Raw genomic sequence first — 21,195 nt, forward strand, 5'->3', positions numbered from 1 at the left:
CATGCGATACAAACTTGCGGTAAGCGATTTCGACGGAACTCTGCTTAGGGGCGACGACACGGTTTCGGAGCGCACCGTGGCCGCCATAGAGAGCTTCAGGGCGGCGGGCGGCATATTCGGCGTTTCTACGGGAAGGGCGTTTGCGTCTATAAGGCAAAGACTGGGCGAGCTGGGGCTTAGCGGAAACTTTCCCGTTATGTGCTGTCAGGGCGCGCTTTCGGCGGACTACGAAACGGGCGAAATCATAACGCAAACGGGCATGGACCGCGAGTCGGCGGCGGAATTTTTGCGCAGGGCGGAAAGGCGCGGACTTACGGGACAGTTTTACACGGCAAAGAACGTGTACGTGCCCGAGCTAAACGAAACCAACAAAGTATATTTCGAAACAAACCGCATAGAGCCTGTGGAGGCGGGCGTGCTCAGCGAGTGCGCCGCAAAGTGTAACGAGCCCATACTCAAAGTGCTGTGCTACATAACGCCTCAAATCAGGGAGGAAATGTTTCCGCTCTATGCGGGCATAAAAAAGGTGAAAATGTTCACGTCGGGCGCGTACCTTTTCGAAGCGGTATCCGAAAACGCGGGCAAGGGCAACGGGCTCATAGACGTTTGCCGCAGGCTGGGCGTGCCCGTTTCTCAAAGCGTTGCTTTCGGCGACGAACTCAACGACGTGGATATGATACAAGTCGCGGGCTTGGGTGTGGCGATGGGCAACGCTCGCGCGGAAGCAAAAGCCGCGGCGGATACGGTAACCTCGTCTTGCGAGCGGGACGGAGTTGCCGAAATACTCGAAAAAATAGTTGCGGGAGAGTTATAAAACAATGGCTAAGATAACCAAAATGGCAAAGATTTCGCACCGCGAGGTTGACGAAAACGAAACCGACTTAAACATAGACGAATTTTGCCGTCAGCTCGGTTTGGAGGTTTTGCGGAGGGGAAAGAACGAAAACATTCATTTTTCCACCTTTAACATCAATCGCCCCGGGCTTCAGCTTGCCGACTATTACGACCACTTTGTATACAAACGCGTGCAGGTGTTCGGCGAGCAGGAATCGGCGTACTTAAACGGCATGGAGCCGGATAAGCGCATGCGCGCGTGCGACAGGCTGTTCGGCTACGATATTCCCTGCGTGGTGATAACCTCCGCGCTCGAGCCTTGCGCCGAACTTATGGCGTGCGCCGAAAAGTACGACCGCATAGTGCTCAGGAGCAGACAGCGCACCACCATGTTTATGAACGAGTTGAGCATATTTTTGAACCGCTTGCTCGCTCCCACCCAAACCATACACGGAGTTTTGGTGGATTTGTACGGCGTGGGCGTGCTCATAATAGGCAAGTCGAGCGTGGGCAAATCCGAAACCGCGCTCGAGCTTATTCAGCGCGGACACCGCCTTGTAGCCGACGACGCCGTGTGCATTAAGCGCGTTAACGACAAGCTCATAGGCATGGCTCCCGGCGTGATACGCTACTTTATGGAACTGCGCGGCATAGGCATTATAGACGTGCGCCAAATGTACGGCGCGGGCGCGGTAAAGCTCACAAAGGCGATAGACCTCGTGATACGGCTCGAAACCTGGGACGAAGAAAAGGAATACGACCGACTCGGCAACAAAAAAGAGCTCCACAACATTTTGGAGGTGGAGCTTCCCATGCACACCGTTCCCGTAAAGCCGGGCAGAAACCTCGCCATAATTTTAGAGGCGGCGGCGAGAAACTACAGGCTCAAAAGCATGGGCTTCGACACGGTTGCCGAACTCGACAGCCGCATGCGCAACCATGACGAGCGCGAAGACATGGATATGTTTTTGGATTTGTAATACGGAGATAAGCAAAAATGTGGAATGGAAAGAATAAAGCTATTACGTTCAGTTTCGACGACGGCGTAACGCAGGACAAACGACTTGTTGAAATGCTCGATAAATACGGGCTCAAAGCTACGTTTAATATAAATTCGTCTATACTCGGTTTTCCGGGCGAATTACAGCTCGACGGCAAAGCCGTAAGGCACGATAAAGTGCACGCGAGCGAAGTTAAAAGCATTTACGCGGGGCACGAGGTGGCGGAGTAAACAACGACGAGCGCGTGGCGAAACTCGTGAAAGAGCATACGGGAATAAAACTTGCCCGTACCATAGTTTCCACATATAATTTCGATATGCAAACCGACTTGATAAGATTTAATCCCTCGGTGCATTGGTGCGAGGCGGACAAAATGTTCGAGCTCGGCGAGAAATTCCTCGCGCTTAAAGCCGACAAGCCGCAACTTTATTACGTTTGGGGTCACTCCTACGAGCTTGACGGCGGCACGATAGTTTGGGATAAGTTCGAGGAGTTTTGCAAAATCGTTGCGCATAAAGAAGATATATTTTACGGCACTAACTCCGAGTGCCTGTTCGAGTAGCCCGAAATCTTTTTGAAAAAATTTTTCAGCAAATTTCGAACATGTACAATTACGCCAACGTGCAAAGCGCGGCGGGCGTGGGCATGACAATCCCCTGCGTTATCCTGTTCTTTATATTCCAACGCACTCTTATAAACGGCATAACCGTAGGCGCGGTTAAGGGCTGATAAAATAGCATAGGGGTAAAATTCGAAAAAAAGTTCAAAAAAACGCTTTCATTCGGTTGACAAAGTCGGGGGGGGGTATATAATGTCCTTACCAAAAAAGGGAGGACGTATAGTCAAATGAAGAAAGTGGCAAAAGTGTTGTGTTTGTTGGCGGTTGCGCTGTGCGTGGGATTTTCGCTCGCGGCGTGCGGCGAGAACGCGGAAGGCGTGTACGAGTATTCCGCCAATGGCATGACGATGACGTTGGAACTTAAAGAAGATAAGTTCACGATGAAGATGACGGCGAATGAGGAAACCAAAGATTTGGGAACGGGCACGTACAAGGTTGACGGCGACAAAATCACTCTCACCATGGGCTCGACTTCCATAACGGGCACTCTTAAAGACGGCAAGATAACCATTGCCATGGAAGGCGAGGGCAGCACGGAAATAACGTACACCAAGAAATAAACCGAGCTAAATAAAAAGAACGGAAGGCGATTGCTTTCCGTTCTTTTTCTTTTGGAGTTATAAAGTTTCTCTTATGCGCTGTTCGAGCATGGCGCGTTCGTCGGTTTTGATTTTGGCAACGTAAGCGAGCAGTAATTGCGAGAGTTTGCGCGGCATCTCCAACTTTTTGGAAGGGTTCTTTTTGAGTATTTCTATAAACAGTCTTTCGAGCGCGGTTTTGAGCGTGGGGCCGTATTTTATGCGTTCGTTTTTTACGAGGCACTTTAATATATCGTCGGCGGCGTCGGTCTTGTTTGACGAAAGCAGGTCTACCAAAATATTAAACGCAGTGCCCGTGCCTGCCGACGGCGAGTATTGATAAACCGCGCGGCGAACGGCGGGAAGGTCGGATATTGCCTTTACCGTTTTTTGAGCGGCTTTTTTGTAAAACAGGTCGAGCGCGGCGGCGCCGATTGTTTGGGCGGCTTCTTTGTCCGATGCGAGCGTTTGTTCGCGAGTGGACGCGAGATAGTCCCACACGTCGAGCGCGAGCGCGTAATCGTGGTTTATGAACGAGGTGAGGTGTTTTTTCACGTTCGCTTCGGTGAGGCTGTCCGCCTTGCTCATGGCTTCAAACAGCGAGAGGAATTTGAGTTGTTTGGGCGTCATGTTCTTTGTTCTCCTTTGCGTGATATCATCTTTATTCTTACGTATATATTATACGGTTTTTTATGATTTTTTGCAAACTTTTAATAAGGGTTTTTGCATAAATACGTTGTAAAATCACCGTTTGAGGGCGTTTTTTACCTCGATTTGACATATGCGCATGCGTTGCCGCCGAATTTCGGGCGATTTTTGTGCGTTTGTCGGCGGCAAGTTTGTTGACAAAACGCGCTTCAAATGGTATAGTAAACTTATAAAAAGGAGATAAGAATGCCCGTAAAAGTGCCTCGCGGATTGCCGAGCGCGGCTGCGCTCGCGAGCGAAAATATTTTCATAATGGACAGCGACCGCGCCGAGTTTCAGGAGATACGCCCGCTTAAGATTGCGGTGCTTAATCTCATGCCCAACAAGATAGACACAGAAACTCAACTTTTGCGACTGCTTTCCAACAATCCGCTTCAGGTGGAACTCACCCTTCTCAAAACGGCGTCTTATTCCTCGAAGAACACGGCTCGCGAACATTTGGAAGCGTTTTACCGCACTTTCGACGAAGTCGTGCGCGAGGGCATGAAGTTCGACGGACTGATAGTTACGGGCGCACCCGTGGAAAAACTGCGATATGAAGACGTGACATACTGGGACGAACTCAAGCGCATTATGGACTGGGCGGAACACAACGTGTACTCGTCGATGTACATTTGCTGGGCGGCGCAGGCGGCGATATATTATTTGTACGGCATAAACAAGCACGTGGTATCGAAAAAAATATTCGGGATATTCCGCGCTCGCGTGCTCGACAAATTAAATCCGCTCGTGCGCGGTTTCGACGACGCGTTCGACGCTCCGCACTCGCGGCACTCGCAGATAGCCGCATGCGATTTGCACGCCTGCCCCGATATAGACGTGCTTGCCGAGAGTGACGAGGCGGGCGTATATCTCGCCGCCGACAAATCTTTGCGCAAGGTGTTCGTTTTCGGGCACGGCGAATACGACGCGGACACTCTGCACAACGAATTCGTGCGCGATTCGGCGGGAGGGCGGATAGATACCGACTTGCCGCGGCATTATTACAAAAACGGCGAACTCGGCAATCTGCCCGATATGACCTGGCGGGCGCACGAGTCGCTGCTTATAGGCAACTGGCTGAACTACTGCGTATACCAAGCCACGCCTTTCGATTTGGAAAGCATAAAGTAATAGTACGGGTATCATGCGGGGGATTGCCGCGGGGCAAGCCCCTCGCAATGACAAAGCAAAAACACGTCATTGCGAGAAGCGAAGCGACGAAGCAATCTCAGCCGAAAGAAAGGAATAGCCGCTGTACGGGTTTTGGCGAAAGAGATTGCCGCGGGGCAAGCCCCTCGCAATGACAAAGCAAACCCGCAATGACAAAGCAAACCCGCAATGACGATAAAGCGAAAAAACAAACAAGGAGAACAAAATGCGTAAAACCAAAATAGTGTGCACGCTCGGACCTGCTACCGACAACTATCAAACTCTCAAACGGCTCGTGAAAGCGGGCATGAACGTGGCTCGCATAAATATGTCGCACGGCTCGTACGAAGAGCACGCCGCGCGTATCGAAATGGTGCGAAAGGCTCGCGAAGAGCTGGGGCAGGCGGTTGCCGTAATGCTCGACACCAAAGGACCGGAGATACGGGTGCGCACGTTCGAGGGCGGCAAGGCGTATCTTACCGACGGCAACTATTTTACGCTCACCGCCGAGGAGTGCGAGGGCAACAACGCCCGCGTATCCATAACCTACAAAGACCTGCCCAAGTTCGTCAAGAGCGGCGACGTAATACTTTTGAACGACGGGCTCATAGAGCTTAAAGTGGATATGGTTGCCGAAAAGGAGATAGTATGCGTGGTAACGCACGGCGGGGAGCTTAGCAATCGCAAGAGCATTAACCTGCCCGGCGTGTTTATAGATATGCCGTACGTTTCCGAGGTGGACCGCGCCGACCTGTTGTTCGGCATAAAACAGGACGTGGACTATATAGCCATGAGCTTCGTTCGCAACGCGCAAGACGTTAAACTCGTAAAAGAGCTTATGAACGCAAACGGCGGCGAGAAAATACAGCTCATAGCAAAGATAGAGAACCGCGAGGGCGTAAACAACATTAAGGAAATTACCGACGAGTGCGACGGCGCAATGGTTGCGCGCGGCGATATGGGCGTGGAGATACCCTTCGAGGAGTTGCCCGCGCTTCAAAAAAAGATAATAAAGTTGTGCTACAAGCAGGGCAAAAAAGTTATAACCGCGACTCAAATGCTCGAAAGCATGATAAACAATCCCCGACCCACCCGCGCGGAAATAAGCGACGTGGCAAACGCCATTTACGACGGCACTTCGGCTATAATGCTCTCGGGCGAAACCGCGGTGGGAAAATACTGCGTTGAAACGGTAAAGACCATGGCGAAAATCGCCGAAAAAACCGAGAACTCGATACACTTTAAGAACCGTTTCAAAACGCTCGACCCCGAAATCAAGACCATAACCGACGCTATCAGTCACGCTACCGTTGCGGCGTCGTTCGACTTAAACGCAAAGGCTATAATCGCTCTGAGTCAGTCGGGATTTACCGCTCGCAAAGTTTCGCGCTTTCGCCCCGACTGCGTTATAATAGCCGCCACGCTCAGCGAGAAGGCGTATAATCAGCTCGCCATGAACTGGGGAGTCGTGCCCGTGCTTACCGAACTGCAATCCGATTACATGAAGATGATTTCCCACTCGGTACAACGCGCCAAAACCACCGGCTGCGTGAAAAACGGCGACTTAGTGGTAATTACGGGCGGTATTCCCGTAGGCTTAACGAGCAATACCAACACCATGCGTATAGAGATAGTTGGAGAATAAGATGAAGATACTTATAGTCGAAGACGAGGCGAGCATAGCGCGGTTCGTGCAACTCGAGCTCGAGCACGAGGGATACGCCACCAAATGCGTTGCCGACGGCAGAGAGGCTCTCGACGAGGCGGTAAACAACGAATACGACCTAATTGTGCTCGACGTAATGTTGCCGTCGCTCAACGGCATAGAGGTGCTGAGAAGGCTAAGGCAGGTAAAGCAAACGCCCGTGATAATACTTACCGCCCGCGACCAAATAATGGACAAAGTGGCGGGGCTCGACCTCGGCGCAAACGACTACATGACCAAGCCGTTCGCCATAGAGGAGCTTTTGGCGAGGATACGCGCAAACGTGAAAAAGCGCATGACTCCGAGCGGCAACGCGCTCGAATACGGCAAACTCAAGATGGATACGGAGGCGCACACCGTAAGCTACGGAAGCGACGCCATAGACCTCACCAAAAAGGAATTCGATTTGCTTGTTTACTTGCTCGAAAACCGCAACGTGGTTATATCGCGCGAGCAGGCGTTGGACGCGGTGTGGGGTTTCGATTTTTACGGCAACACCAACGTGGTGGACGTATACATAAGATATTTGAGGAGCAAGATAGACGACGTTTACGGCGTGAAAATAATTCAGACGGTGCGCGGCTCGGGCTACGTGATACGCGACGTATAATGCGGCGGCAAGCGGTATGAACAAATCCGAACGCAATAATAAAGGCAGAAAACAGGCGCACGACGGAGCCGTAAACGCAACGTCGGTTTTTCCGAGCGAGGAAAACGCGGGCGACGGCGCGGACGTAGAGCGCACCATAAGCTCCATAAAGAAAGAGAAAGAAGAGGCGGCGAACGTTTCGAAAAAGAAGAACGGATTTATTACCGCCGTTAAGATTATCTTCTTTCCCGTAACGGGCATAGTTTGGTGCGTGCGCAAAATGTTCCGCACCATAAACATGCCGCTCACCGCGAAGATGACTCTTATATACTCGCTCATATTCGCCATAGTGCTTGCGGGCTTTACGGTGTTTTTCATAGCGAGCATGGATAAAACCGCGGGCGAAGAAATGAAGGGCTATATAAGCACTTTGATTATAACGGCTTCTGTGCTTGTGGTTGTGGTGAGCGTTTTGTACGCCGCCATGGTTTGGATTACGAGTCAATTTATGCTCAAGCCCATACGCACCATTACCGAGAGCATAGACGAGGTGACGGGCGACAATCTTTCGGCTCGGCTCGAGCAGGTTGACAGCCAAGACGAACTGATGGAGCTTACCAACCGCATAAACGATATGCTTAATAATCTCGAGCAGTCGTTTTTGCGGCAACAGAATTTCGTTGCCGACGCGAGCCACGAATTGAAAACGCCCATATCGGTTATACAGGGCTACGCCAACATGTTGCGCAGGTGGGGCAAAGACGACCCCAAAATTTTGGACGAGGGCATAGAAGCCATAGCTCGCGACAGCGAGAACATGAAGCGCATAGTGGAACAGCTTTTGCTCCTTGCCAGGCTGGGCAATTTTAATTTGAACTCGTCGCGTTTCAATCTCTCCGAGGTGGTGGAAGAAACTGTGGAGAGCTACAAAATGGTGGACTCCGCGCACGAAATTCTTTGCGTATGCGACGAAAACGCCATAACTGTGGAAACGGACAAAAATCTGTTCACCGAATGTTTGCGAGCCATAATAGACAACGCCATTAAGTACACGCCCGAGGGCGGCGGCATTACGGTGGGTTGCCGCATGCGCGAAAAGTTTGCCGAGATAACCGTAGCCGATACGGGAATAGGGATATCGGCGGAGGATTTGCCGCACATATTCGAACGGTTTTACCGTTGCGACAAAGCCCGCGGCAGAGCGAAAGGCTCTACGGGCTTGGGGCTTTCGATAGCCAAGAGCATAGCCGAAACCATGGGCGGAGAAATAGAGGTTTCGAGCAACGTGGGCGTAGGCACTACGTTTACTATAAAGTTATACTAACGGGTTCAAAGTAAGAGATTGCCGCGCTCGCAAAGCTCGCTCGCAATGACAGGAAAACGCGCAACCCGTCTGATTTAAGTAAGGGATTGCCGCGCTCGCACGGCTCGCTCGCAATGACAGGAAAACGCATAACCCGTCATTGCGAGGAGCGTAAGCGACGAAGCAATCCCATACGGTAGAAAGGAGTGAAAAATGAAACTTGTTGTATTTGCCGATTACGGGCTTGACGACGCGTGCGCAACCGTGTACGTGCTCGAAAACCGCGAGCGTTACGAGGGCGTATATATTGTGCCCGTGGGCGGAAACGTGGAGGCGGCTCGCGCTCTTACCAACGCGAAAAAACTTCTTGCGGCGGCAAAAGCCGACGGGATATCGCTCGATGGCGTTTGCATTGCCGACACAACGGCGTGCGCCCAACCTTTTTGCAGGCTTCCGTCGGTGCACGGAAACGACGGCATGGGCGATTTGTTCGCCGACTGCGAGTCGCCCGTTTCGGTTGTGCCGTATGAAAAACTCGCCGATATGCTCGACTGCGAATACGAGGTTTTGTCGCTCGGACCGTGCACCATGGTTGAACGCGTGCTTGCAACGGCTGAGAAACAGCCCGCGGGCGATATTGTAATAATGGGCGGGTGCAGAGCCGAAGAACCCAACTACAACGGCTACGAATTCAACGAAGCTCTCGACCTCGAGGCTTTCGTAAAGTCGCTTGCCCGCCCGCACATATGCGCAACTTTGGATACCTGTCGCGTGCCCGAGTTCAATTATATTTCGGCGCGGCGCACGGGCGAAAAACTGCTTGACAAACTCATAAACCGCTCTATAGAGCTGGCGGCGGCTCGGCACAACGACCGCTGTTATATTTACGACTACATTGCCGCGCTCGCGCTTTTGCACAGGGAGCGTTTCGGCGTGCGCACGGCGGACTACCGAGGAGTTTGCGAAATACGCGAACTGTATTTGCTCGGAGAGTGAAAATCGCTTTACTTAGCGGGCGGGAAAGTTGTATAATTTTACACGGGCGGACTTGTGCCGCGCAAAATAATTTTACGTAGCGGAGAAAAAATGAATTACAGAGAACAGTCGCTTATCAAGCACGGAGAATGGAAGGGCAAGATTGAAATAGTTTCGCGCGTGCCGGTGGGCAGCAGGGACGAACTTTCGGTGGCGTACACGCCGGGCGTGGCGGAGCCCTGCCTTGCAATAAGCAAAGACGTAAACAAGAGTTTCGAGCTCACTCGCAGGTGGAACACCGTGCCCGTAATAACCGACGGCACTGCGGTGCTCGGTTTGGGAGATATAGGACCGGAGGCGGGCATGCCCGTTATGGAAGGCAAATGCGCGCTTTTCAAGGCGTTCGGCGGGGTGGACGCATATCCGCTCTGTATTAAGAGCAAAGACGCCGAAGAGATAATTCGCACGATAAAACTCATGGCGGGGTCGTGGGGCGGAATTAACCTCGAGGACATTTCCGCGCCGCGCTGTTTCGAGATTGAAACGCGGCTCAAAGCCGAACTCGATATTCCCGTATTTCACGACGACCAGCACGGCACGGCTATAGTAACCGCGGCGGCTCTCATAAACGCGCTTAAGCTTGTGAACAAAAAGCTCGGCGATATCAAAGCGGTAATAAACGGCGCGGGCGCGGCGGGAATTGCGATAGCCAAATTCCTCTTGAACATGGGCGTGAAAGATATTACCATGTGCGCGAGCAAAGGCATTATATGCGAGGGCGATACCTCGGTAAATCCCGCTCAGCAGGAGATAGCCAAAGTAACCAATCGCCGCAAACTTACGGGCAAACTCGCCGACGCCATGCGCGGCGCGGACGTGTTCATAGGAGTTTCGGTTGCCAACTGCGTAACGCCCGAAATGGTAAAATCCATGGCGGACAAAGCGATACTTTTCACTTGCGCAAATCCCGTGCCCGAAATAAACCCGCGCGACGCTCTCGCGGCGGGCGCGGCGGTGGTGGGAACGGGTTCGAGCGAGTACCCCAACCAAATCAACAACGTGCTCGTATTCCCCGGGCTTTTCCGCGGTGCGCTCGACGTTAGGGCAAACACCGTAAACGCGCAAATGATGATTGCGGCGGCGCAGGGCATTGCTTCCTGCGTGTCGGACGCCGAACTTAAGCCCGACTACATTTTGCCGCTTGCGTACGACAAGCGGGCGCACGACGCCGTTGCCGCGGCGGTGGCTAAAGCGGCAATCGAGTCCGGCGCGGTGAGAAAGTAAAATAGTCATTGCGAGGGCGCACGCGCCCGCGGCAATCTCATGCGTTACGTGTAACGGCAGTATTGTTTCTCATGGCCGGGATTGCTTCGCTTCGCTCGCAATGACGGAAGGAGAACTTGCAATATAACGTCATTGCGAGGGCGCATGCGCCCGCGGCAATCTCATACATTAGACAAATATGTAAAATGTATTCAAATAAATTGACAAATTTGCATTGCGGGCGTATAATAGTCAAAATATACGCTCGCAATTACATTTTCGGAGGTTTAACATATATGGCAAAGATTTATTACGGCAAAGACTGCAAACTCGAATTACTCGCTAAAAAAACGGTTGCTATAATCGGCTACGGTTCGCAAGGACACGCCCACGCGCTCAATCTCAAGGAGAGCGGCGTAAACGTGGTTGTGGGGCTTTACAAGGGGTCTAAGAGTTGGGAGAAAGCCGAGAAGGCGGGGCTTACCGTGCTTACGGCGGCGGACGCGGCGAAAAAGGCGGACGTAATCATGATACTCACGCCCGACGAACGGCAGGCGAAACTTTACCGCGAGGACATAGAACCCAATCTTACGGCGGGCAAAGCTCTCGCGTTTGCGCACGGCTTCAACATTCATTACAAGCAGATAGTTCCGCCCGAAAACATAGACGTGTTTATGATTGCGCCCAAAGGGCCGGGTCACACCGTTCGCAGCGAATATCTCGAGGGCAAGGGAGTGCCCTGCCTTGTGGCTATTGAGCAAAACGCGACCGGCAAGGCTCTCGATATCGCGCTTGCGTATGCGGCGGGAATAGGCGGCGCACGCGCGGGCGTGCTCGAAACCACCTTTAAGTGCGAAACCGAAACCGACCTTTTCGGCGAGCAGGCGGTGCTTTGCGGCGGCGTTACCGCGCTTATGAAGGCTGGCTTCGAAACTTTGGTTGAAGCGGGTTACGACCCTCAAAACGCCTATTTCGAGTGCATACACGAAATGAAGCTCATAGTAGACCTAATCTACCGCGGCGGCTTTAAGTTCATGCGCTACTCCGTTTCCGACACCGCGGAATACGGCGATTACCAAATAGGCAAGCGCATTATTACCGAAGAGACCAAAAAGGAAATGAAAAAGGTGCTTTCCGAAATTCAAGACGGCACGTTTGCATCCGCTTGGATAGCCGAGAACAACAACGGCAGGGCGCACTTTAACGCAACCCGCAGACTGGAAGCCGAGCACCCGCTCGAGAAGGTGGGCGAGGAACTGCGCAAAATGTATTCGTGGAGCGACGACGACAAATACAACAAATAACAAACCTTTAGTTTATAATAAAAGACTGTGAACGCAAATCCGTTCGCAGTCTTTTTCGTTGCGCCGATATTCTAAATAAGGAGATATAAACAAATGAAGTACAAACAGTGGCTGTATGATTGGCTGGAGAGCGGTGCGCTCGCGGCGGTAAAGCCGCGCACTGCGGAAGCGTACGCCGACGCGGTGCGTCTGAGAATTGTGCCCGAGCTGGGGGAGTGCGAGCTAAGCGAACTCACCGCCGACGTATTGCAGTCGTTCGTGCGGCGAATAAGCGAAAGATATTCGCCAAACACCGTGCTCGGCGCGGTAACCGTGGTGAGAGCTTCGCTCAAGCGTGCGCAAAAAACGGGCGTTTTGGAGCGGCAGTATTCCGATTGCATAATCTGCCCGCGAGTTACCGAGCGCGAAATATTCTGCCTTACCGTTTCCGAACAAAAGAGGATAGAAAAATACGTGCTTTCTTCGAGCAAGAAAAAGTATTTCGGATTTGTGCTGTGCCTTTACACGGGATTGAGAATAGGGGAGCTTTTGGCTCTCGAGTGGCGCGATATAGACCTGTGCGACGGCTACTTATCCGTGAACAAGACCTGCCGCGACTCGTGGCGGGGCGGGTATTCCAAAATAGTGAGCACGCCCAAAACCAAAACTTCGCGCAGGGTGATACCCCTACCCGTCAAACTTTTGCCCTATTTGAGAAAAATGAAAAAGTCGGCGTGCGGCGCGTGCGTATTCACCACCGAAAGCGGCGGCGCGGTTACGGTGCGTTCCTTTCAGCGTTCGTTTCAGTGCATGCTCCGCAAACTGGGGATAGAGCATCGCGGAGTGCACGCGCTACGGCACACTTTCGCCACTCGCGCACTCGAGTGCGGCATGGACGTGCGCACTCTTTCCGAAATACTCGGGCACAAAAATCCGAGCGTAACGCTCAACCGCTACGCTCATTCTTTGCTTCCGCACAAAGCCGCCATGATGAACCGACTCGGCAAGTTGTTTGCGGAATAAATTAAACGCGAATAAATTAAACGCTGCGGCGCAGTGCGCGTATCTTGTTTCTGCGCGGATAAATAAACGCCACCGAGAGTATCGCAAGCGCGATAAAGCACGCGCCGCTAATCCAAGTCATAGTGGAGAGTGCGCCGCATACTGCCGTTATGCCTTGCACGGAGTCGGCGAACAAGGATGCGAAAAGGGGTATTACGCCGAACAGCAGGCAGGGGAAGAAGCCCGTCAGTTTTACGTACCAAGTAAGGAAAGTTTTGTTTTTAAGCAGTATGTGTAATCCCGAGAGCAGGGCGAGCAACAGCCACATAATCGCGGGTACTATCACAATGCCGAACACAATCCAACAAATCAGCTTAAACGTAGCAACGTCGCTTTCTTCCAAAGGCATATATTCGTTTGCGAAATATTCGGCGAGTTCTTCGTAACTGTTTGCCGTTATCGGTTTTTCGGTCTCGCTCGTGCCTTTGCTTATAGTGGAGCAAACAAAGTATTCCATCGAAAACTGCGAGTCGGGCGTGGCTTTGCCTTCTTGAACTATTTCGTCGAACGCTTTGTCGGCTTGGGCGTCAAAATCGTCGGCAAGCTGCAAATCGAAAGTTTGGGCTAATTTAATCGCAGACTGCTTGAATTCTTTTCGCGCGGCTTCTTCGTCCGTTTCCGCAGTTTTTATAAAGCTCGAAAGTTCTTCCAAATCGAGGTTTGCGAGTTCTTCTTTGGCTATATCGGTGCCGTCGCCGAGACCTAATACTACAACCATGCCCGCGCCCACGCCTACCGTGAACGCGTCTTCGAAAAGTCCGTTATCCACAAACGAGGTTTTAACCAAAGTATTTACGGGATTTTCGTCGGACGCGAAAGTTGCGAAATCGAAGGGGGTAAACGACAGTTTCAAATCGCCCGAATTTGCCACGAGATACATAGCAACGTCTTCTTCGTTCATGGAGGCGTAATCGTCGTCGTAGTCGCCTTCTTCGCGTTGCGCGGCAAGCATAAACTCGCCCATGTCAAACGAGAGAAAGGGGGTAAACAGCAGAGTGAGTCCCGCTACGAGCGCGAGCACGCAAGTGATAATGTTTATGGGAATAAACGCGCGTTGCCGCTTTTTGAGTTCTTCCGCGGGGGTGGGTACGTTTGTTACTTCATCTTCCATAATTAAATCTCCTTTCGGCTATTCATATAGTTTTTAATGCAGTTTAGAGTTTCGTCGCAAAGGTCGTGCTCTATTTTGCAACAGTCGATTTCGGCGTTTTGCGGACTTACTCCGAGGGATTGCAAAAAGCCGCGCAACAGTTTGTGTTTTTCGTATACGCGTTCCGCCTCGGCTTTTCCCGCCTCGGTAAGAAATATATCGCCGTAGTGCCGCTTTATCAGCAGTTGTTTGTCCGCCAAACTTTCGAGCGCGTTGGTCACCGCGGGCTTTGATACGCCGAGCATTTCGGCAATGCTCGTAACTTTTATGCGCTCGCCGCGCAGAGTGAGCACAAGCGCGGCTTCGAGATAGTCTTCCGCGGAAACGGTGAGTTGAGACGATTTACTTTCCATATACAAAATTATATCACGTTTTTCCGAACTTGGCTACAAAATAATCGTACAAAAAATTTATTAATTGCGGTTAACTTTTTGTTGACAAAATCGAAAACCCGATGTATAATGTTAACTGTAATTAAAAATGTTAACGGAGATTAAAATTATGCCTATAGCGTTTGCGCCGCGCGGCGAGATAATGAAGGTACGCAAAGTGGGAGCTGCCGAGAGGGTAAAAAAACACTTGAGCGAACTCGGGATAACCGAGGGCGGAAACATAACGCTCGTGAGTTCGAGCGGCGGCAACGTGATAGTCACGGTGAAAGATGGCAGGCTTTGCCTCGACAAAACGCTCGCGGCAAGTATACTGGTTGGGTGACAGTACGTGTTCCATGCAGGGGATTGCCACGCTCGTAAACTCGCTCGCAATGACGTGCGAGGGCAACGTGTTCCATGCAGGGGATTGCCACGCTCGTAAACTCGCTCGCAATGACGTGCGAGTTTGAGGTCATTGCGAGGAGGGCGTAGCCCGACAGCCCAATCTCAGCCGAGAGAAAAATACGCAATATAAAAAAGGAGAAAAATATATGCAAAAATTTTTAAGCGCGTTAAAGCCGGGCGAAAGCGGCAGGGTTGTTGCGGTGAACGGCGAGGGGCGGATAAGGCGCAGGCTGTTCGATATGGGAGTTACTCCCGGGGCGGAAATAAGCGTAAAAAAAGTCGCGCCGCTCGGCGACCCCATAGAGGTAACTTTGCGCGGATACGAGCTTACTTTGCGAAAGAGCGAAGCGGCTTGCGTGGCAACGGAATAAGAAGGAGGAGATTGCGATATGAAAACGTTTGCACTGTGCGGAAATCCCAATTGCGGCAAAACCACGCTGTTTAACGCCCTTACCGGCTCTACGGCGCACGTGGGCAACTGGCCGGGCGTTACCGTGGATAAGCGGGAGGGCACGTATAAGAAAGGCAAAGAGCCGCTCGGCATAATGGATTTGCCGGGGATATACTCGCTTAGTCCGTATACTCCCGAGGAAAAAATCGCTCGCGATTACATACTCGGCGGCGGCGCGGACTGCATAATAAACATAGTGGACGCAACCAACCTCGAGCGCAATTTGTACCTTACTTTGCAGCTTTTGGAAACGGACGTGCCCGTGGTCGTTGCGCTCAACATGATGGACGAGGTGGAAAAGTCGGGCGATAAGGTGGACGTTGCCGCGCTCGAAAGAGAGCTCGGCGTGCCCGTGGTTGCGGTGTCGGCGACGAAAGGCAGGGGCATAAAAGAACTTATGGAACGCGCCGCCGCGGTTAAAGCCGAGAGAAAGGGCGTTTGCCTGCTCGCGGGCGAACTTACGCAAAAGCGCGGCACGGAGGACGGCTCGGCTCATAACGAAATCGCGGCTTGCGACGAAAACGCCGATACGGAGGCGAAACTTGCCGCCGATAGGTACGATTTTATTTCGAGTCGTCTTGCTCCTCTTAAGACCAAAGCAAAGAGAGAAAAGCTCACAAAGTCGGACAAGATAGACAAAGTGCTTACTCACAGGGTATGGGCGATACCGCTGTTCGCGCTCGCGCTGTTCCTTATATTTCACCTCACTTTTTCCGAAAACCTTTTCTATCTGAACGGGTTTACCGAGGGGCAAGCCTGGATGCCGTCGCTCGTTGAACTCGGGCTTGCGGCGGAAGAAAACGGCGAAATAATATACAACAATTTCGGCGTTGAAATACTGGCGATATTTTACGACGGCGCGGTGTTTTCGCCGGGCGTGATACTCACTAACTTTTTGAATTTGTTCTTAAATCATATTTCGTCGGGCGTTGTAACCCTTATGGAGAACGGCGGCGCGGCGGCGTGGGCAACCGGTTTCGTGGGCGACGGCGTACTCGGCGGCATATTCGCGGTGCTCGGATTTTTGCCGCAGATACTCGTGCTGTTCATGTTCTTTTCTTTGCTCGAAGATACGGGATACATGGCGCGTATAGCCTTTGTGCTCGACAGGCTGTTTAGAAAATTCGGGCTTTCGGGCAGAGCGTTTATGCCCATGATTATGGGGTTCGGGTGCTCGGTGCCCGCCGCGATAAACACTCGCACGCTCGCCGACGAGCGGGAGCGAACGGCAACTTTGCGGGTGATACCGTTTTTCTCGTGCGGGGCTAAACTGCCCATACTGCTCGCCTGCGGCGGTGCGTTGTGCGCTAAAATAGGGTTCGGAAACGCCGACCTCATTACGTATTCTATGTATCTTTTGGGCATAGCGGTTGCGATAGTAAGCGTGCTCGTTATGCGCGGCACCACGCTCAAAGGCGAAACGCCGCCGTTTATCATGGAGCTTCCCGCGTACAGGTTGCCCAAGTTCAAAAACCTAATGCTTCACCTGTGGGATAAAACCAAACATTTCGTGAAAAAGGCGTTTACCGTAATTTTCGCCTCCACAGTGATTATATGGCTTGCCTCGCACCTGAGCTTTAGTTGGAAATATCTCGAGGACGAAGCCATGAACAATTCCATACTTGCGCAAATAGGCAGCTTTATTCAGCCGTTGTTCACGCCGCTCGGGTTCGGCTCGCAACTCGGCGAATTCGGTTGGGTGTTTGCCGTTGCCGCCATAACGGGGCTAATAGCCAAAGAAAACGTGATTGCCACTTTCGGCACTCTCGCGGGCTGTATCGCCGCGCTCGGCGCGAACGTGGGCGGGATATTCGTGCCCGATACTCTTGCGGGCGTAGAGGGCGTGACCGACGCCGCGGCTATGATTTCGGCAACGGGCATAACCGGCGCGGGCATAATTGCGTTTATAGCCTTTAACATGACCACAATCCCGTGCTTTGCCGCATGCGCCGCAACCAAAGGCGAACTGCCCAAAGGCAAGTTCAAATTCACTTTGCTGTTTTGGATAGTTACGAGCTACACGGTCGGCGCGGCGGTATACACAATGGGCAATTGGTGGTGGAGCGCGTTTATATGGGCGGCGGCGGTAGGCGTTGCTATTACGCTTATTGTTCTCGCTAACAAAGGTATACTGCGCTTTAAGAGAGCGGGCGCGCGCCGCAATAAGAGCAAAAAGACGGGCTGCGGCGGTTGTTGCGGCGGTTGCTCGGGTTGCGGCAAGTAATAGCGGTAAGTTTGGATAAAACGGGCGCGAGCTACGCAAAATAGAGGCATGAAAAAGTTTATTTGCTTACTCATGTGTTTGCTGTGCCTCTTGCCTGCGGCGGGGTGCTCTGAAAAGGATACGCCCGCGCCGCGGGTGTGGTGCATTAAGCCCTCGTCCGCGGCGGCGGAAAGCGAGCTTAAAATGATGCTCCGCACCTTCGACGCCGACGCGTATCTTTCGTTTGTGCCCGCAAACGAGCTCGATTCGCGGTTGCAAAACGCAATGGAGCGCGACGAAGCCCCCGACGTGTTCATGGTGTTTGCGGACTCGCTTCCCGACCTTGCCGAGGAAAAGAAACTCGCCGAGATAGGCGACAGGTTGCGGCTAAGCAAGATTAAGGCGGACGAGCTTCTCGACTCCGCCCGCCGCGCTTGCGTGTATCAGGGCAAGAGCTGGGCGGCTCCGCTGTTTACCGACGTGTACATGCTCGCAACCAACCGCTCGCTCGTATCGGTTGCGCCCCAAACCGTAGCGCAACTGAAAGATTCGGCAAAATCGCTCGAAGAAAAGGGGGTGTCTTCGTTTGAAAAGATATCGCCGCAAAAGCAGTCGCTTTTGTTCGAGGCGGCCCTGAACGAGCACGGCGGAAAAATGCTCAACTCGCGCATGACTCGCTTGGAATTCGTTTCGCCCGAGGGCGAAGCCGCGCTTTCCGACTTAACGGAAATTTTCAAATCGGTTGACGAGAGCGCGGAAGCCATGGGCGAGGACAAGGCGGCGTATTCGGTGATGACTATGCTCGAGCGCAGGGCGTACGCCGCGAAATATCCCGACGCGGAAATAGAGCTTTCGCCGCTTTTGGGAGTGGACAGGTTGCAGACCGTTGCGCTCGCAATGAGCGAGAGTTGCAAGAACCAAACCCGAGCTTTCAAGATACTCGAATTCTTGCAAACCGAGTCGGATAAAATTTCCGCGCTGTATAAATGCAACTCGGCGCAAAAGGAAATAAAGGCGGTGGACTCCGACGACGAAGCCGCGATAACCAGTCTTTCCAAAGCGTCGCCCGCGCCCGACCTTTGCGGCTACGAGGCTCTCACGCTTACCTATATACCCGCCGCAATAGAAAAGGCGGGCAAAGGCGTGCCCGCCGCGGATTGCCTTGACGAAGCCGCCAAAGCCGCGTCGTCTTGTATTTGGAAGGGAAAGAGAGAATAATGTATTGTTTATTCTTCGGGAGGAGCTTGCTCCTCTCTTTTTTTGTCTTTCGCTTTGGCGAAGGGTATTATGTTAAACACATATACGAGTATTAAAAGCGTTACGGAAATTATGCAGAGCACGAGCACTTGAAACTGCGAGGGCGTAAGACCGGGTACAAGTTTGCCGCGTTCGTCGTTTCTTATAAACTCTATCAAAAAGCGGAATATTGCGTAAGATATGCCGTATACGGGAAGGAGGGGTTTGTATATATCGAACTTAAGCAAAATCACGAGCATAGCAACGAGAAGCAAAGCCAAAAACGCCGCTTCGAACAACTGCGTGGGATAAGCTCTGCCGCCCGTGGCAATATACTGCGAGCGGTGCACGAGGTTGGGGAACTGCACGCCGAACGCGCCGAGAGTGGGTTTGCCGTAGCAACAGCCGGCGCAAAAACAGCCGAGCCGCCCGAACATATGACCGAGCACGATGCACGGCGCAACGAAAGAGCCGCATTTGAAAAAGTTTCGTTTCACCGCGGGCTTTGCGAATATGAGCGTGCCCGAAATAAAACTTACCACGCCCGTAATGAGTCCGCCCATAAAGGTTAAGCCCGAGAACTCGAAAATTCCCGTTTCTATAAAGTCGTAAAACGCCTGAAAGAGAGCCGCGCCGCCTATGCCGAGCGCAATGCTCACTATGCCCAAAAGGGAATAGAAAGTATACGAGTCGTCGTCCACATGCTTTTTTGCGCATATGAACTTAAACAGCAAAACCGCGCCGAGCAGTCCGAGCGCGAGCAAAATGCCGTACATGGGGAGGGCTTCCACTCCGAAAAGATAAGGATACATAACTATATAATAACACCGCGGAAGCAAAATGTCAATGTGAGAGCTTAAAAATTTGACAAGCCGAGGCTAAAACCTATATAATATATAGAAAATTACGGGCGGGAGGCAGACGCTTGAACAACGCGAAAGGAAAAACGGCGGTAATAGATTACGGTGCGGGCAATCTTCACTCGGTTATGTGCGCGCTCAGGCGTGCGGGCGCGGACGCGTTTGTGGCCGAAAGTCCGAGCGAACTGTGCGATTGCGGCGGAATAATACTGCCCGGCGTGGGCGCGTTCGGATACGCAATGCGTTCGCTCCGCGATTCGGGGTTCGATATAGCTATAAAAGGCGCGGCGAAGCGCGGCGTGCCTTTGCTCGGGATATGCCTCGGCATGCAAATTCTGTTTTCGGAGAGCGAGGAGAGTCCGGGCGAAGAAGGGCTTAACATACTGCCCGGCAAAGTGACTTTATTGAAAGCCGAGGGACTCAAAACTCCGCACATGGGTTGGACGGATATATTCGACTGCGGCGGCAGACTTTTGCAAGGAGTGAATAGCGGCGAATTCATGTATTTCGTGCACTCGTTCGGCGTGCACTCCGAGGGGTGCAGAGCGGCGGCGGCACAGTACGGCGAAATATTCGACGCGGCGGCGGAGCGCGGCAACGTGTTCGCAACGCAGTTTCACCCCGAAAAGAGCGGCGAGTCGGGCGCAAAGATACTGCGCAATTTCATGCGAATATGCGAGGAGGAAAACGCATGACGGCAAAGAGAATAATTCCGTGCTTGGACGTGAAAGACGGCAGAGTGGTAAAAGGCGTGAATTTTGTTAACCTTACGGACGCGGGCAATCCCGCCTGCGTTGCCGAGGCGTATCAAAAGGCGGGCGCGGACGAAATAGTTTTTTTGGATATAACGGCTTCGGTGCGCGGCGCGGAAACGGTTGCGCACACCGTGTCGGCGGTTGCCGAGCGGCTCAGCATACCGCTTAGCGTGGGCGGCGGCATACGCACCGAATCGGACGCGACGGCGATACTTCGCGCGGGCGCGGACAAAGTATCGGTAAACACGGCGGCGATACGCGACCCCTCGCTTATAAACAGGCTTGCGGACAAGTTCGGCAGGCAGTGCGTTGTGGTTGCGATAGACGCCAAAAAGCAGGGCGAAAGGTATCGCGTATACTCGCAGGGCGGCAGGCGGGAAGAAGAGCTTGACGCGCTCGAATGGGCGAAAGAGGCGGAAATGCGGGGCGCAGGCGAAATACTGCTCACGAGCATAGACCGCGACGGCACCAACAAAGGCTACGAATGCGAGCTTACCCGCGCGGTGAGTGCGAGCGCGAAAATCCCCGTTATCGTCTCGGGCGGCGCGGGAAACATGAGCCACTTTGCCCAAGCGTTCACTTTTGCGCAAGCCGACGCCGCGCTCGCCGCCTCGGTGTTTCATTATCATAAGATAGATATAGGAGAGTTGAAAAAATACCTGCGCGACAACGGCGTTTGCGTAAGAATATAAAAATAACATAAATCGATTTCA

Annotated in this window: 24 protein-coding genes; 20 read left to right on the forward strand and 4 right to left on the reverse strand. The window is 52.5% G+C overall.

Features of this window, described 5'->3' with window-relative positions; genetic code table 11:
* Position 1 precedes the first annotated feature (1 nt).
* From NFR55_RS06660 to NFR55_RS06680, 6 genes are all read left to right on the forward strand, one after another.
* Positions 2 to 814 (forward strand): HAD family hydrolase, encoded by an 813-nt coding sequence (locus tag NFR55_RS06660; RefSeq protein ID WP_251547526.1) that lies wholly within the window; start codon positions 2 to 4, stop codon positions 812 to 814.
* Between the two features lie 4 nt (positions 815 to 818).
* Positions 819 to 1,814, forward strand: coding sequence for an HPr(Ser) kinase/phosphatase (gene hprK / locus NFR55_RS06665; protein ID WP_251547527.1), 996 nt, complete (start codon positions 819 to 821; stop codon positions 1,812 to 1,814).
* 17 nt (positions 1,815 to 1,831) lie between these two features.
* Entirely contained in the window at positions 1,832 to 2,065 is a 234-nt protein-coding gene (locus tag NFR55_RS06670) for a polysaccharide deacetylase family protein (RefSeq protein WP_251547529.1), read from the forward strand.
* Positions 2,066 to 2,079: 14 nt separating this feature from the next.
* Positions 2,080 to 2,397 carry a polysaccharide deacetylase family protein gene (locus NFR55_RS06675; RefSeq protein WP_251547531.1) on the forward strand — a complete coding sequence of 106 codons (318 nt, stop codon included), beginning with the start codon at positions 2,080 to 2,082 and terminating at the stop codon, positions 2,395 to 2,397.
* A gap of 41 nt (positions 2,398 to 2,438) precedes the next feature.
* Positions 2,439 to 2,564: a hypothetical protein gene (locus tag NFR55_RS10535; protein WP_275556918.1), complete on the forward strand. Its 126-nt coding sequence runs from the start codon at positions 2,439 to 2,441 to the stop codon at positions 2,562 to 2,564.
* Between the two features lie 117 nt (positions 2,565 to 2,681).
* Positions 2,682 to 3,014 (forward strand): EexN family lipoprotein, encoded by a 333-nt coding sequence (locus tag NFR55_RS06680; protein WP_251547533.1) that lies wholly within the window; start codon positions 2,682 to 2,684, stop codon positions 3,012 to 3,014.
* 57 nt (positions 3,015 to 3,071) lie between these two features.
* Here NFR55_RS06680 and NFR55_RS06685 read toward each other — a convergent pair whose 3' ends face one another.
* Positions 3,072 to 3,662 (reverse strand): hypothetical protein, encoded by a 591-nt coding sequence (locus NFR55_RS06685; RefSeq protein WP_251547535.1) that lies wholly within the window; start codon positions 3,660 to 3,662, stop codon positions 3,072 to 3,074.
* 264 nt (positions 3,663 to 3,926) lie between these two features.
* On the opposite strand from NFR55_RS06685, the gene NFR55_RS06690 reads away from it, so the two are divergent.
* The 8 genes from NFR55_RS06690 to NFR55_RS06725 all read left to right on the forward strand — a co-directional run bounded on the left by NFR55_RS06690 (position 3,927) and on the right by NFR55_RS06725 (position 13,012).
* Positions 3,927 to 4,853, forward strand: coding sequence for a homoserine O-succinyltransferase (locus tag NFR55_RS06690; RefSeq protein ID WP_251547537.1), 927 nt, complete (start codon positions 3,927 to 3,929; stop codon positions 4,851 to 4,853).
* Positions 4,854 to 5,097: 244 nt separating this feature from the next.
* Complete coding sequence (pyk, locus tag NFR55_RS06695) at positions 5,098 to 6,516, forward strand: pyruvate kinase (RefSeq protein ID WP_251547538.1); 1,419 nt, start codon at positions 5,098 to 5,100, stop codon at positions 6,514 to 6,516.
* 1 nt (position 6,517) lies between these two features.
* On the forward strand, positions 6,518 to 7,186 hold the full coding sequence (locus NFR55_RS06700) for a response regulator transcription factor (protein ID WP_251547540.1): 669 nt from the start codon (positions 6,518 to 6,520) through the stop codon (positions 7,184 to 7,186).
* Between the two features lie 16 nt (positions 7,187 to 7,202).
* Positions 7,203 to 8,489 (forward strand): sensor histidine kinase, encoded by a 1,287-nt coding sequence (locus NFR55_RS06705; RefSeq protein ID WP_251547542.1) that lies wholly within the window; start codon positions 7,203 to 7,205, stop codon positions 8,487 to 8,489.
* Between the two features lie 192 nt (positions 8,490 to 8,681).
* Positions 8,682 to 9,464: a nucleoside hydrolase gene (locus NFR55_RS06710; RefSeq protein WP_251547544.1), complete on the forward strand. Its 783-nt coding sequence runs from the start codon at positions 8,682 to 8,684 to the stop codon at positions 9,462 to 9,464.
* Positions 9,465 to 9,554: 90 nt separating this feature from the next.
* Complete coding sequence (locus tag NFR55_RS06715) at positions 9,555 to 10,727, forward strand: NAD(P)-dependent malic enzyme (RefSeq protein ID WP_251547546.1); 1,173 nt, start codon at positions 9,555 to 9,557, stop codon at positions 10,725 to 10,727.
* Positions 10,728 to 11,002: 275 nt separating this feature from the next.
* Positions 11,003 to 12,010, forward strand: coding sequence for a ketol-acid reductoisomerase (gene ilvC, locus NFR55_RS06720; protein WP_251547548.1), 1,008 nt, complete (start codon positions 11,003 to 11,005; stop codon positions 12,008 to 12,010).
* A gap of 93 nt (positions 12,011 to 12,103) precedes the next feature.
* Positions 12,104 to 13,012: a tyrosine-type recombinase/integrase gene (locus NFR55_RS06725; protein ID WP_251547550.1), complete on the forward strand. Its 909-nt coding sequence runs from the start codon at positions 12,104 to 12,106 to the stop codon at positions 13,010 to 13,012.
* Between the two features lie 16 nt (positions 13,013 to 13,028).
* Here NFR55_RS06725 and NFR55_RS06730 read toward each other — a convergent pair whose 3' ends face one another.
* Both NFR55_RS06730 and NFR55_RS06735 read right to left on the reverse strand, forming a co-directional pair.
* A complete protein-coding gene (locus NFR55_RS06730; protein WP_251547552.1) occupies positions 13,029 to 14,162 on the reverse strand; it encodes a hypothetical protein in 1,134 nt (377 codons plus the stop codon).
* A 2-nt stretch (positions 14,163 to 14,164) separates the two neighbouring features.
* Positions 14,165 to 14,554 (reverse strand): metal-dependent transcriptional regulator, encoded by a 390-nt coding sequence (locus NFR55_RS06735; RefSeq protein WP_251547554.1) that lies wholly within the window; start codon positions 14,552 to 14,554, stop codon positions 14,165 to 14,167.
* Positions 14,555 to 14,702: 148 nt separating this feature from the next.
* On the opposite strand from NFR55_RS06735, the gene NFR55_RS06740 reads away from it, so the two are divergent.
* The 4 genes from NFR55_RS06740 (at position 14,703) to NFR55_RS06755 (ending at position 18,849) form a co-directional block, all read left to right on the forward strand.
* Positions 14,703 to 14,915, forward strand: a complete 213-nt coding sequence (locus tag NFR55_RS06740) for a FeoA family protein (RefSeq protein WP_251547555.1) — start codon at positions 14,703 to 14,705, stop codon at positions 14,913 to 14,915.
* A 208-nt stretch (positions 14,916 to 15,123) separates the two neighbouring features.
* Positions 15,124 to 15,348 carry a FeoA family protein gene (locus NFR55_RS06745; protein ID WP_251547558.1) on the forward strand — a complete coding sequence of 75 codons (225 nt, stop codon included), beginning with the start codon at positions 15,124 to 15,126 and terminating at the stop codon, positions 15,346 to 15,348.
* Between the two features lie 18 nt (positions 15,349 to 15,366).
* Complete coding sequence (gene feoB, locus NFR55_RS06750; RefSeq protein ID WP_251547560.1) at positions 15,367 to 17,652, forward strand: ferrous iron transport protein B; 2,286 nt, start codon at positions 15,367 to 15,369, stop codon at positions 17,650 to 17,652.
* A gap of 48 nt (positions 17,653 to 17,700) precedes the next feature.
* Positions 17,701 to 18,849: an ABC transporter substrate-binding protein gene (locus NFR55_RS06755; protein ID WP_251547562.1), complete on the forward strand. Its 1,149-nt coding sequence runs from the start codon at positions 17,701 to 17,703 to the stop codon at positions 18,847 to 18,849.
* Between the two features lie 8 nt (positions 18,850 to 18,857).
* On the opposite strand, the gene NFR55_RS06760 is transcribed toward NFR55_RS06755, so the two are convergent.
* A complete protein-coding gene (locus tag NFR55_RS06760) occupies positions 18,858 to 19,679 on the reverse strand; it encodes a prolipoprotein diacylglyceryl transferase family protein (RefSeq protein ID WP_251547564.1) in 822 nt (273 codons plus the stop codon).
* 113 nt (positions 19,680 to 19,792) lie between these two features.
* Between NFR55_RS06760 and hisH the strand changes: the two genes are divergently transcribed.
* Both hisH and hisF read left to right on the forward strand, forming a co-directional pair.
* A complete protein-coding gene (gene hisH, locus NFR55_RS06765) occupies positions 19,793 to 20,422 on the forward strand; it encodes an imidazole glycerol phosphate synthase subunit HisH (RefSeq protein ID WP_251547566.1) in 630 nt (209 codons plus the stop codon).
* A complete protein-coding gene (hisF, locus tag NFR55_RS06770) occupies positions 20,419 to 21,174 on the forward strand; it encodes an imidazole glycerol phosphate synthase subunit HisF (RefSeq protein WP_251547568.1) in 756 nt (251 codons plus the stop codon). The genes hisH and hisF overlap by 4 nt, the downstream gene beginning before the upstream one ends.
* The last annotated feature ends 21 nt before the right edge of the window (positions 21,175 to 21,195 follow it).

Source organism: Pumilibacter intestinalis (genome assembly GCF_943193005.1).
GTDB classification, from domain to species: Bacteria; Bacillota; Clostridia; order Christensenellales; family Pumilibacteraceae; genus Pumilibacter; species Pumilibacter intestinalis.

What these genes read in the sequence shown, in the direction of transcription:
- NFR55_RS06735 (WP_251547554.1), bottom strand. Translation starts at nt 14,554, where the DNA reads ATGGAAAGTAAATCGTCTCAACTCACCGTTTCCGCGGAAGACTATCTC.
- feoB (WP_251547560.1), top strand. Translation starts at nt 15,367, where the DNA reads ATGAAAACGTTTGCACTGTGCGGAAATCCCAATTGCGGCAAAACCACG.
- NFR55_RS06690 (WP_251547537.1), top strand. Translation starts at nt 3,927, where the DNA reads ATGCCCGTAAAAGTGCCTCGCGGATTGCCGAGCGCGGCTGCGCTCGCG.
- hprK (WP_251547527.1), top strand. Translation starts at nt 819, where the DNA reads ATGGCTAAGATAACCAAAATGGCAAAGATTTCGCACCGCGAGGTTGAC.
- NFR55_RS06740 (WP_251547555.1), top strand. Translation starts at nt 14,703, where the DNA reads ATGCCTATAGCGTTTGCGCCGCGCGGCGAGATAATGAAGGTACGCAAA.
- NFR55_RS06680 (WP_251547533.1), top strand. Translation starts at nt 2,682, where the DNA reads ATGAAGAAAGTGGCAAAAGTGTTGTGTTTGTTGGCGGTTGCGCTGTGC.
- NFR55_RS06745 (WP_251547558.1), top strand. Translation starts at nt 15,124, where the DNA reads ATGCAAAAATTTTTAAGCGCGTTAAAGCCGGGCGAAAGCGGCAGGGTT.
- NFR55_RS06685 (WP_251547535.1), bottom strand. Translation starts at nt 3,662, where the DNA reads ATGACGCCCAAACAACTCAAATTCCTCTCGCTGTTTGAAGCCATGAGC.
- NFR55_RS06715 (WP_251547546.1), top strand. Translation starts at nt 9,555, where the DNA reads ATGAATTACAGAGAACAGTCGCTTATCAAGCACGGAGAATGGAAGGGC.
- NFR55_RS10535 (WP_275556918.1), top strand. Translation starts at nt 2,439, where the DNA reads ATGTACAATTACGCCAACGTGCAAAGCGCGGCGGGCGTGGGCATGACA.
- ilvC (WP_251547548.1), top strand. Translation starts at nt 11,003, where the DNA reads ATGGCAAAGATTTATTACGGCAAAGACTGCAAACTCGAATTACTCGCT.
- NFR55_RS06670 (WP_251547529.1), top strand. Translation starts at nt 1,832, where the DNA reads ATGTGGAATGGAAAGAATAAAGCTATTACGTTCAGTTTCGACGACGGC.
- NFR55_RS06725 (WP_251547550.1), top strand. Translation starts at nt 12,104, where the DNA reads ATGAAGTACAAACAGTGGCTGTATGATTGGCTGGAGAGCGGTGCGCTC.
- NFR55_RS06730 (WP_251547552.1), bottom strand. Translation starts at nt 14,162, where the DNA reads ATGGAAGATGAAGTAACAAACGTACCCACCCCCGCGGAAGAACTCAAA.
- NFR55_RS06760 (WP_251547564.1), bottom strand. Translation starts at nt 19,679, where the DNA reads ATGTATCCTTATCTTTTCGGAGTGGAAGCCCTCCCCATGTACGGCATT.
- pyk (WP_251547538.1), top strand. Translation starts at nt 5,098, where the DNA reads ATGCGTAAAACCAAAATAGTGTGCACGCTCGGACCTGCTACCGACAAC.
- hisF (WP_251547568.1), top strand. Translation starts at nt 20,419, where the DNA reads ATGACGGCAAAGAGAATAATTCCGTGCTTGGACGTGAAAGACGGCAGA.
- NFR55_RS06705 (WP_251547542.1), top strand. Translation starts at nt 7,203, where the DNA reads ATGAACAAATCCGAACGCAATAATAAAGGCAGAAAACAGGCGCACGAC.
- NFR55_RS06755 (WP_251547562.1), top strand. Translation starts at nt 17,701, where the DNA reads ATGAAAAAGTTTATTTGCTTACTCATGTGTTTGCTGTGCCTCTTGCCT.
- NFR55_RS06660 (WP_251547526.1), top strand. Translation starts at nt 2, where the DNA reads ATGCGATACAAACTTGCGGTAAGCGATTTCGACGGAACTCTGCTTAGG.
- NFR55_RS06710 (WP_251547544.1), top strand. Translation starts at nt 8,682, where the DNA reads ATGAAACTTGTTGTATTTGCCGATTACGGGCTTGACGACGCGTGCGCA.
- NFR55_RS06700 (WP_251547540.1), top strand. Translation starts at nt 6,518, where the DNA reads ATGAAGATACTTATAGTCGAAGACGAGGCGAGCATAGCGCGGTTCGTG.